The 10,521-nt window shown below is 46.0% G+C and carries 9 protein-coding genes and 1 pseudogene; 9 read left to right on the top strand and 1 reads right to left on the bottom strand.

Translation table 11 applies throughout. From position 1 onward, the window contains the following. The 8 genes and pseudogenes from QUA01_RS26905 to QUA01_RS26870 form a co-directional block, all read left to right on the top strand. Positions 1–237 (top strand): annotated as a pseudogene (locus QUA01_RS26905) (hypothetical protein); the annotation flags it as partial. 48 nt (positions 238–285) lie between these two features. Next, positions 286–1,077 carry an ABC transporter permease gene (locus QUA01_RS26900; protein ID WP_333093578.1) on the top strand — a complete coding sequence of 264 codons (792 nt, stop codon included), beginning with the start codon at positions 286–288 and terminating at the stop codon, positions 1,075–1,077. 147 nt (positions 1,078–1,224) lie between these two features. Then, positions 1,225–2,124 carry an Rpn family recombination-promoting nuclease/putative transposase gene (locus QUA01_RS26895; protein ID WP_333093577.1) on the top strand — a complete coding sequence of 300 codons (900 nt, stop codon included), beginning with the start codon at positions 1,225–1,227 and terminating at the stop codon, positions 2,122–2,124. Between the two features lie 43 nt (positions 2,125–2,167). Then, positions 2,168–4,243 carry a Gldg family protein gene (locus QUA01_RS26890; RefSeq protein ID WP_333093575.1) on the top strand — a complete coding sequence of 692 codons (2,076 nt, stop codon included), beginning with the start codon at positions 2,168–2,170 and terminating at the stop codon, positions 4,241–4,243. 325 nt (positions 4,244–4,568) lie between these two features. Further along, complete coding sequence (locus QUA01_RS26885) at positions 4,569–5,207, top strand: DUF4340 domain-containing protein (RefSeq protein WP_333093574.1); 639 nt, start codon at positions 4,569–4,571, stop codon at positions 5,205–5,207. Between the two features lie 187 nt (positions 5,208–5,394). Further along, positions 5,395–6,525, top strand: coding sequence for an ABC transporter ATP-binding protein (locus QUA01_RS26880; RefSeq protein ID WP_194012480.1), 1,131 nt, complete (start codon positions 5,395–5,397; stop codon positions 6,523–6,525). Between the two features lie 367 nt (positions 6,526–6,892). Beyond that, positions 6,893–8,023: an ABC transporter substrate-binding protein gene (locus QUA01_RS26875; protein ID WP_333093573.1), complete on the top strand. Its 1,131-nt coding sequence runs from the start codon at positions 6,893–6,895 to the stop codon at positions 8,021–8,023. A gap of 155 nt (positions 8,024–8,178) precedes the next feature. After that, the gene (locus QUA01_RS26870) at positions 8,179–9,090 is read left to right on the top strand and encodes an ABC transporter permease (protein ID WP_333093572.1); all 912 of its coding nucleotides are present in this window, start codon (positions 8,179–8,181) and stop codon (positions 9,088–9,090) included. A gap of 98 nt (positions 9,091–9,188) precedes the next feature. On the opposite strand, the gene QUA01_RS26865 is transcribed toward QUA01_RS26870, so the two are convergent. After that, positions 9,189–9,431, bottom strand: coding sequence for a hypothetical protein (locus QUA01_RS26865; protein ID WP_333093579.1), 243 nt, complete (start codon positions 9,429–9,431; stop codon positions 9,189–9,191). On the opposite strand from QUA01_RS26865, the gene QUA01_RS26860 reads away from it, so the two are divergent. Next, on the top strand, positions 9,392–10,237 hold the full coding sequence (locus tag QUA01_RS26860; RefSeq protein WP_333093571.1) for an ABC transporter permease: 846 nt from the start codon (positions 9,392–9,394) through the stop codon (positions 10,235–10,237). The genes QUA01_RS26865 and QUA01_RS26860 overlap by 40 nt on opposite strands. Positions 10,238–10,521 lie beyond the last annotated feature (284 nt).

Below are 10,521 nucleotides of genomic sequence, written 5' to 3'. Positions count from 1 at the left end.
TCTCAGCCAGAACCGATTGTCGAAAATCTCGAAATTCCACAAATCGTAGAGTCGAGAGAAATTTCTCAACCAGAACCACCCCCAGTTGTAACAAACCGGAAGCTTAAAAAAAAGCCACAACCGACTAGCGATTCTCAACCAGAACCGCCACCCCTTACCAGAAAGCGACAAATAGAAAAAAGTCCCCAAAATACCAAAGACAGCGAACCAAACCCACCAGCCGACAAAACAGAATGAACCAATTACCAACTACCCAATCCCCAATCCCCAATTCCCAGGTTAGTAATGATTAGTAATATCATCGCCATTTATCGCAAAGAACTCCAAAGCTATTTTGCATCGCCATTAGCATACGCCATCGCCGCCGTCTTTTGGCTGATTACCGGCTACTTCTTAATCGCCATTCTCCTCGCCCCCGACGGGTTAATTCCCCAAATTGCCCAGCGAGATCAAATGGGAATTACCGAACCTCCCATCGACGTAGCCTACGAATTTCTCCAACTATTTCTGCGAATCATGGGTTCCCTTTCACTGTTCGTGCTACCCGCACTTTCAATGGGACTTTACGCAGAAGAACGCAAGCGCGGAACCCTAGAACTTTTAGCCACATCGCCCTTAACAAACTGGGCCGTTGCTACCGGCAAACTCCTCGGCGTTTTGACATTTTACACCACAATGTTGTTGCCCCTGCTCTTCTGCGAGGCGATCGCCCTCAGTTCATCAACCCCACCCGTACCCGCCGGTGTCCTCCTGTTAGGACACGGCGGCCTCATCCTCCTAGCAGCAGCAGTATTGTCCCTCGGAATGTTTATTTCCTCCCTCACAGACAGCACAATTTTATCCGCCATCCTCACCTTCACTCTAGTATTATTTCTGTGGGTAATTGATGCCGCCGCCGTCGGTATTAGCGGCCCCTTAGGAGTCGCATTAGCACAGTTATCGCTGCTAACACATTACACCAATCTTGTCAAGGGAGTTTTTGATACCAGCAGTTTAATTATGTTTGCCAGTTACATCATTCTAGGAGTATTTCTCACCGCCCAATCCATCGATGCCTTACGATATCAGCGTTCTTAGAAAGGGAAGGGAAAAGTGGGACAGGAAGAGAATGTGAGAGTGGGAGAATTGCCCAATCCCCAATTCCCAATCCCCAATTCCCAATCCCCAATTCCCAATGCCCAATGACTAATTAGTAATGTTAAATCCTACAAAGTACATCAAACAATGAGATTGATCAATCCCAAAATAGACTTTGCGTTCAAAAAAATATTCGCTTCCAGCGACAGCCAAGACATCCTAATTAATTTTTTAAACGCCATCCTTTATGAAGCACAGCCAGTCATCGAAGACTTAGAAATAATCAAATCCCAACCAGGAAATCAAACTTTCGGAGTAGACACACAACTAGATGTCAAAGCCACAATAAACGGCGACCGAATCGCCCTCATTGAAATTCAAGTAATCAACGTCCCTTCCTTCGGAACCAGAGTTTTGTACAACGCGGCTAAAACCTACAGCCTGCAATTAACACGAGAAGAACGCTACGAAAGACTCAAAACAGTAATTTCTTTAAAAATTGCCGATTTTGAAATGTTTGGAAACCAACCAGAATTTCTGACGCGATTTGTTTTCAAAGAAAAAGAGCAACAGTTTGACTATCCCGATACTGAAATAGAATTAGTATTTATAGAACTGCCCAAATTCACTAAAGAATTAGCAGAATTAGAAACCACCGCAGACAGATGGATTTACCTTCTCAAAAACACCAGCACTTTGGATACAATACCAGAAACACTGAGTGCAGTCCCCGAAATTGAGAAAGCTTTGAGAATGGCCAGCGAAGACAAGTTCACTGAAGAAGAATTAAATGAATTGCAGAACCAAGAACTGTGGATTGAAGACCAGCAGATTGCCATAGAGTTAGCAAAAGAACAGGTAACAAAAGCCGCTCATTTATCGTTAATTTTGCGTCAAATCGTGCGGCGTTTAGGCACAATCCAACCAGATACTGAAAATTGTATCCGTCAATTAGGCGTGCAGGAATTACAAGAATTAGGAGATGCCGTCCTGGATTTTCAACAGCAGTCAGACTTAACAGCCTGGTTGCAGGCTAATGCAATATGAATAACATTCTCGAACCGGAAAATTATCGTCCCATATTTATGTTATGAAAATTAAGAAAACCAATTGGAAATATATTTTTTGGCTGGGGCCCCTCCTCATCGCAGCAGGTTTAACAGCAGCATTTGTATCCGCAGCATGGGAACCCCTGACAGTCGGTTTAGTTATTGCCGGAACGGTGACGATCGCACTTTGGCTGCTATATTTAACTCACGAACAAGGCTTTTGGGGGCAGCGTTCCACCCAAGCCGGCACCAACGCCCTAATTGCTACCATCGCAGTATTTGTGATTCTCGGAATAATTAACTTCATCGCATTTCGCTATCCCCTCCGCATCGACTTAACCGAAAGCCAACAGTTTACCCTCGCCCCCCAGACTAAACAAATACTGCAAAACCTCCAACAACCAGTCAAAGTATGGGTATTTGACCCCATTCAAAATCCCCAAACAAAAGAATTGTTGCAAAGCTACAAACGCGAGGGAGGTTCTAAGTTCCAATACGAATTTGTAGACCCGCAGGCCCAACCGGGAAAAGCCAGGGAATTTAGCATTACCAGCATTGGAGAAGTTTACCTGCAATCGGGCGACAAAAAACAAGAGCTGCAAAAAGGTGGCACAGCTTTTGGTAGCGACCCAAATCAAGGTCTTTCAGAGATCAAACTTACCAATGGCTTAGAAGAAATTCTGAGCACTCGCGTTCCTACAGTTTACTTTTTGCAAGGTAAAGGAACGCGCCCGCTGAAAGAAGGTCAAGGCGGAATTGAGCAAGCCCAAAAAGCTCTGAAAGATAAATACTATAACGCCCAAACGCTAAATTTTGCCGAACGCCAAGAAGTTCCCGAAGATGCAGATGCTTTAATTATTGCTGGGCCAGAAAAACCGTTTATCGATGCAGAAATTAAAGCGCTAAAAGCTTATCTCGATCGCGGCGGCAGTTTATTCTTAATGGTAGACCCAGCAATTAATACCGGATTGGACAAATTTCTGCAAGAATGGGGCCTAAAATTAGACACCCGTTTGGTCATCGATGCTTCCGGCGGCGGTCAAAGATTCGGTCTGGGCCCGACGGTTCCCACAGTCAGGCGCTACGGCGACAATCCGATTACTAAAAGTTTCGGCACCGGCATTTCATTTTATCCGTTTGCGCGTGCTTTGGAAACCACGCCCGTAGCAGGGATAGAAGAACAACCGCTGCTGTGGACGAGTCAGGAAAGTTGGGCGGAAAGCGATTTGACGACTAAGAAATTGGAGTTCGATCCGAAGACCGATCGACAAGGCCCGTTATTATTAGGTGTGGCTTTAGTGCGATCGGGCGCTGACAGCACTCCCTTAAAACCCTCACCCTCGCCTTCTCCATCTGCGACAACATCGCCATCTCCAACAGATTCGCCATCCCCAACAGATTCGCCATCCCCAACAACTTCGCCATCCCCAACAACTTCGCCATCCCCAACAACTTCGCCATCCCCAACAACTTCGCCATCTCCAACAACTTCACCATCTCCAACAACATCGCCATCTCCAACAACTTCGCCGACAGATTCTCCATCGCCGACAGATTCTCCATCCCCGACAACATCCCCATCTCCAACAGATTCGCCATTTCCGACAACATCGCCATCTCCGACAACATCCCCATCTCCAACAACATCGCCGACAGCTTCCCCAATTAGCTACTCAGTGATTGTCTCCCAAGAAGCTACGCCGCCAGTATTACCGACAGCTTCCCCAACACCCACAACATCTCCCGAAAGTTCCCCAACACCCACACCATCTCCCACAACATCTCCCACACCATCTCCCACACCATCTCCGAAGCCAACCACAACTCCTTCTGTACCATCAAGTTCTCAAAAAACATCGCGCATGGTAGTAATTGGCACATCTCAATTTGTGACTAACGGTTGGTTTGAGCAACAACTCAATAGTGACGTGTTTCTCAACTCTGTCAGTTGGTTGAGTAAACCAGACCAACAAAGCCTTTCTATAAGTCCGAAAAAATCTACCAACCGCCGCATTAATATGACGGTCATCCAAATAGGATTGCTGATTTTAGCTTGGCTAGTTTGGCCCTTACTCGGACTGGTAATTGGCGGCACTATCTGGTGGAAGAGAAGATGATGAAGAGTCATTAGTCATTAGTCATTAGTCATTGGTCATCAGTCATTAGTTATTAGTTATTAGTTAAGCTGTTGTGCATTCAAATTGTATGTTTAGGGCGGGTTTTCCTCCCCAACCCTACTCTCCACAAGAGTGAAACTGTATTTCACCGTGCAATTTAAATGCGGATTAGCTGATTAGTTATTTGTCATTTGTTCTTTACTAGCAATTAACAATTACCAATGCCCAATGCCCAATTCCCAATGCCCAATGCCCAATTCCCAATTCCCAATTCCCAATTCCCAATGCCCAATGCCCAATTCCCAATGCCCAATTCCCAGTTATTATGAAATTGCAGAAAAATACATTTGTATTGATAGCCGTCGCGCTAAGCATGATTGGGTTCGTTTCTGTGTACGAAATGCAGGTATCTCCCCAGCAGGAAGTGGCGAAGGAAAACAAACAGAAAATTTTTAATTTTAAGTCCGATCGCATACAATTCTTTACAGTAAAAACTCCTGAAAAAATCTTGACTTTTGAGCGAGTTTATGCTACAAAAGGAGGCAAGTCTAGCTGGGAAATGAAATTGCCGGTGCAAGCGCACGCGAGTGAGGCTTCGGTGGATTTTTTGCTAGACAGGCTGGCGACAGGAAAGAGCGATCGCACGATTAATACTACCGCGGCTAAACTCCCAGAATACGGTCTAGACAAACCCCAAGCTACAGTCACAGTCAAGCTGGACAACCAGGAAACTCACCGCCTAGTTTTAGGCAAAACAGACTTTAGCGGCCGCTTCTTGTACGCTCTAGCCAATCCGGGGGAAGCGCCCCCTCCAAATTCAGCCGAAAATTTGCCCGTGCTGCTAGTGCCTTTTGACTTTAAAAATGCTGTCAATCGACCTTTGTCAGAATGGCAAAAAGCAGAAGCACCCAAACCAGAGAAATCACCAACACCATCTCCTACTCCAATTCCTGAGAATCAATAGTTGGGGAGTCGATCGAACTCGATCGCGCGACACAAAACATTCAGACTTACCCAAGAGCACTCTGAGATAGAATTGAAAGAACAAATCCCAAAACCTGTTACATCGAACATTCCTCGCCTAAAATACAGAAAAGTCTAAAGTTAAACTGTATTCAAGCGGCGTGCATTAACCCCAGGAAAGGGCGAATATGTTTCAGACAGCACTCAACCAAGGTACGACAGCAACGGATACAGCGCTTGACGTTGAACTCCGCAAGGTCTTTAAAGTATTTAACGGCGAAACCGCAGTTCGCGGAGTTGACATCAGCATTCGACAAGGAGAATTTTTTAGCATTCTCGGCCCCTCCGGCTGCGGTAAGACTACGACGCTGCGTTTAATCGCTGGCTTCGAGACTCCCTCGGCGGGCGAATTGATGATTCGCGGCCAGTCGATGACTAACACTCCAGCTTACCGCCGTCCGGTAAATACCGTGTTTCAAAGCTACGCTTTGTTCGGACACATGAATGTCTGGGACAATATCGCTTTTGGACTGCGGATTAAAAAGCTCGGAAAAACGGAAATAGAAGAACGGGTACGGGAAGTTTTGCAATTGGTGAAAATGGAATCTTTCGCCAATCGGTTTCCCGGTCAAATGTCGGGTGGCCAGCAGCAGCGGGTGGCTTTGGCGAGAGCTCTGGTAAATCGACCGGCGGTACTACTGCTAGATGAACCGCTGGGGGCTCTAGATTTGAAATTGCGGAAGCAGATGCAGTTGGAACTGTCGAATTTGCATCAAGAATTAGGCTTGACTTTTGTGATGGTGACTCACGACCAAGAAGAGGCGATGAGTCTGTCAGACAGGATTGCGGTGATGCACGAGGGCCGAATTGAGCAAATCGGTTCTCCCGAAGAAATTTATGAGTGTCCGCAGACGGCTTTTGTGGCGGATTTTATTGGGGATACGAATTTGTTTTCTGGTACGGTGGAGTCGATCGACCGATCGACTCTCACAGTTCGCACCTCGGCCAATCTGAAAATAATCGTTCAGCAGTCAGATATGTGGAATGGTGTCACAGGCGACTCTGTGGTGGTCAGCGTCCGACCGGAAAAAGTATATTTGAATCTATACCAGCCGGAAGTGTCGGTCAACTGTTTTGAAGGGCGGCTCAAAAATACTATGTACATGGGCACTCACGTTCATTACGTGGTTGAGTTGACCTCTGGCGATAAAATTACGGTGCGCCAGCCAAATACCGGCGGCTCTTTCCCAGACCAAAACACGCCGATTTATGCCTACTGGGGAACTACTGATTGCCTTGCTTTGGGCGATCGATCCTAATGAGGAAGAGGGGGAGAATGGGAGAGGGGGAGAGAGGGAGAGGGTGAGAATGGGAGAGGGGGAGAGAGGGAGAGAGGGAGAGAGGGGGAGAGGGGGAGAATGGGAGAGGGGGAGAGAGGGAGAGAGGGAGAGGGGGAAAATGGGAAAATAGGAGAATTCCCAATGCCCAATTCCCAATTCCCAATTCTCAATTCCCAATTCTCAATGCCCAATTCTCAAGGCCCAATTCCCAATGCCCAATTCCCAATGCCCAATTCCCAATGCCCAATGCCCAATTCCCAATGCCCAATTCCCAATTCCCAATTCCCAATTCCCAATCCCCAATTCCCCAATCTAAAATCTAAAATCTAAAATCTAAAATCAAACTGTGCCTCCGACAAATCTACCAATTTCCAGGATTTTCCCGGCTAATTCGACACGCCGTCAGTTCCTAAAAAATTCGGCGGCGACAATTTCCGGCTTAGCCCTTTCGAGTTGCGGCTGGCGACTGGCAGACGTACAATCTGCTCCTCCCGTCACAGGTGCTGCCGACCAACTTTTCATCTATACTTGGGCTGGCTATACCGATAAAGCTTTGCTCGATCGCTTTGCCGAAAAAACAGGCATTCGCGTAGTAGCCGACGTGTTTAGTTCCAACGAAGAAATGCTGGCTAGAGTTCAAGCCGGCGGAGGCCGCGCCTACAGCATCATTTACCCGTCTGACTACATGGTGGTTCAGATGACGGAACTGGAGCTGTTGACTAAATTAGACCACTCGATTTTGGGCGGACTCGATCGGCTCAAAAAACAGTTCCAAAACCCTGTCTACGACCCAGGAAACCGCTACAGCGTCCCTTTGAGTTGGGGAACCACAGGCTTGATTTACAACAGCGAACAACTCAAAGAAGCTCCGGTCGATTGGAACTATTTGTGGCAACACAAACAGGAGTTAGCAAGACGAATGACGCTTGCTAGCGATGTTCGTGAAGTCATGGGTGCTGCGTTGCGGATGCTTGGCTATTCCCTCAATTCTACAAACCCAGAGCAAGTCAAAAAAGCTTACGAAAAGTTGGTGGAACTCAAACCCGCGATCGCATCTTTTACCACAGATGCTTGGCGGCCGCAAATGCTGACTGGCGATTTGAAGATAGCCATGTGTTATTCTTCTGATGCTAATGAAGTAATTCCAGATAACGATAAATTGAAATATATCGTGCCAAAAAGTGGTTCTTCTTTGTGGACAGACACTTTAGTAATTCCCAAAGGTGCTCCCAATCCCGAAGCAGCTTATAAATGGATTAACTTTATGCTGCAAGCCGATATCGCTGCTTCTTTAGTAGAACGGCTCAGTTTTTCAACTCCTTCGGAAGATGCTTTTAGTTTGTTAACGCCGGAAGTCCGCGAAAACGAAATTCTTTTCCCCTCGGAAGCTGTTTTAAGAAATTGCGAAGGTGTTGCTCCGGTAGGGAAATTTATGGAAGTGTACGATCGCTATTGGACTAAATTAACCAGCGGCTGATCCTCACCTGTAGGGCGGACTTTACACGCAATCTCTGACTTTTATCCAAATTTTACATCAATCCGCCCCCACAGTCGATCGCCCGCTGCATCGCTCCGTATTATATCCGCGTTAATCCGCGTTCATCAGCGGTTAAAAAATCAAAACTATTATTTATGGCTGTTTCCACCAAAGCTCCCCCTCCGATTCCTCCCACATCTCCCGTAAAAGCTGAAACTCGCTCCCCGTGGTCATCGTGGGCTGGGCCGCTAGCATTGCTCGGCCCTTCTGGCTTGTTCCTAGTTTTATTATTAGTAATACCAACTCTGGTAATTTTTCAGCTTAGCTTAGTACCAAATATTAAGCCGGGAGATTTGGTGAATCCTTCGGGAATCGGCAACTATCTGCGAGTGTTTGAACCGCTGAATTTGCAGGTGATGGGTCGATCGCTCTTTTTCGCAACTGGAACTACCATACTCTGTTTGGTGCTGGGATTTCCCGTCGCTTACTGGATAGCCCTCAATGTCTCGCCGAAGTGGCGGAATTTAACATTATTGGGCTTTGTGTTGCCGCTGTGGACTTCTTCGCTGTTGCGATCGTATGCTTGGATTACAATACTGCGTCCTACGGGCGTTCTCAACTCGGTCTTAGCCCTTGTAGGCATCCCTCCTCTAGAATTGTTAAATCAAAGTTCCGCCGTTCTCATCGGCATGGCTTACAGCTATTTGCCTTATATCGTAACAATTCTCTACGCTTCTTTGGAAAAGCTCGATCGCAGATTGTTAGAAGCATCTCAAGATTTGGGCGCGAATCCGGTAGAAACTTTCTGGAAAGTGACAGTACCTCAAACAATGCCGGGAATTGCAGCAGGCTCTTTGCTAGTATTTATTAGCTGTTTGGGCGATTTTGTCGATCCCGAATTGCTCGGTGGAGCTTCCAGCATGACAGCCGCTCGTTTGATTTACAATCAGTTTTTGGGAGCAACACAAAATTGGGGGCTGGGTTCGGCTCTGAGTATGGTATTAATTTTTGCAGTGAGTATCGGAATTGCCCTTTTGCTCAAATATGGCGATCGTAATGCAGTTTAGTCAGTAGTCAGTAGTTATTGGTTATTGGTTATTGGTTATTGGTTATTGGTTATTGGTTATTGGTTATTTGTTATTGGTTATTGGTTATTGGTTATTGGTTATTTGTTAATTCCACTTCGCAATTCCCAATTCGCAATTCCCAATTCCCAATTCCCAATTCCCCATTCCCAATTCCCAATTCCCAATTCCCAATTCCCAATTCCCAATCCCCAATCCCCAATTCCCAATCCCCACTTCCCAATTCCCAATCCCCAATTCCCAATTCCCAATTCCCAAATTACCAATTCGCGATTAACGAGACATGGAAAATCCCACCAACAATCCACAGGAGGAAATACCACCCGATATGTACTTAAAACCTAAATTTAAAATTTCTTGGCAAGTCATATTTGCCATCTCCATGTTTTTTTATATGTACCTACCCATATTGGTACTCACATTTTACAGCTTTAACAAATCGCGTTTTAGTGCCGGCTGGGAAGGATTTACCTTAAATTGGTACGTTCAATTATTTAGCGATACGCGAATATTAATTGCCCTCAGAAATAGTTTAACAGTCGCGATTTGTGCAGTTGCAATCTCGGCTGTACTCGGAACTTTAATGGCCGTTGGTTTAGCCCGCTACCGCTTTCCGGGGAAAAGTTTATATCAGGGAGTTTCCTACTTGCCGATTATTATTCCAGATATTGCCAGCGCGGTTGCTACTCTGGTATTTTTAGCAGCCCTCGCTATTCCTCTGAGTTTGTGGACAATTGTCGCCGCCCACGTTGTGTTTTGTCTGGCTTACATCGCTCTAGCTGTTTCTACTAGATTGGCGGATTTAAACCCATATTTAGAAGAAGCTGCCTTAGATTTGGGTGCAACACCTGTTGAGGCTTTTATTCAGGTTTTGTTACCTCAATTAATACCTGGCATAGTTTCTGGTTGTCTGCTGTCTTTTGTCCTCAGCATGGACGACTTTTTGATTGCGAGTTTCACCGCAGGTAGCGGGACTACAACTCTGCCGATGGAAATTTTTAGCCGGATTCGGACTGGCGTGAAACCTGATATTAATGCTCTCAGCGTGCTGTTAATAGTAGGTTCGGGAGGATTAGCATTTTTAGCAGAATATTTGCGCGGCCGCAGCGATCAAAAACGGTCTCATTAGTCAGTTGGTAGTTGGCAGTTGGCAGTTGGCAGTTGGTAGTTGGTAGTTGGCAGTAGTCAGTAGTCAGTAGTCAGTAGTCATTGGTTATAATACAAAATCCGGGTTTTGGATACTATTTACGAACCAGTCGGCGTAGGCCGACATCGTTTGTTTAGTAGCGGTTTCAATCGCCGAATCATGAAGGGGGTATGTTACCCGCATTTGGTATTACAGCACTTCCGGGTGTTATGAGGTACAATAAAAATAGATTAAAAAATACACCAATGAAAGCATATTCAGTAGAT

It is taken from the genome of Microcoleus sp. S36a_B3, assembly GCF_036700745.1.
Classification (GTDB): Bacteria; Cyanobacteriota; Cyanobacteriia; order Cyanobacteriales; family Microcoleaceae; genus Microcoleus.
The sequence above is the reverse complement of the archived record's forward strand: the minus strand, read 5'-3'. Positions and strand labels throughout refer to the sequence as shown.

Coding starts and splice junctions, on each gene's coding strand:
- QUA01_RS26900 (WP_333093578.1), top strand. CDS start 286: ATGATTAGTAATATCATCGCCATTTATCGCAAAGAACTCCAAAGCTAT.
- QUA01_RS26895 (WP_333093577.1), top strand. CDS start 1,225: ATGAGATTGATCAATCCCAAAATAGACTTTGCGTTCAAAAAAATATTC.
- QUA01_RS26890 (WP_333093575.1), top strand. CDS start 2,168: ATGAAAATTAAGAAAACCAATTGGAAATATATTTTTTGGCTGGGGCCC.
- QUA01_RS26885 (WP_333093574.1), top strand. CDS start 4,569: ATGAAATTGCAGAAAAATACATTTGTATTGATAGCCGTCGCGCTAAGC.
- QUA01_RS26880 (WP_194012480.1), top strand. CDS start 5,395: ATGTTTCAGACAGCACTCAACCAAGGTACGACAGCAACGGATACAGCG.
- QUA01_RS26870 (WP_333093572.1), top strand. CDS start 8,179: ATGGCTGTTTCCACCAAAGCTCCCCCTCCGATTCCTCCCACATCTCCC.
- QUA01_RS26860 (WP_333093571.1), top strand. CDS start 9,392: ATGGAAAATCCCACCAACAATCCACAGGAGGAAATACCACCCGATATG.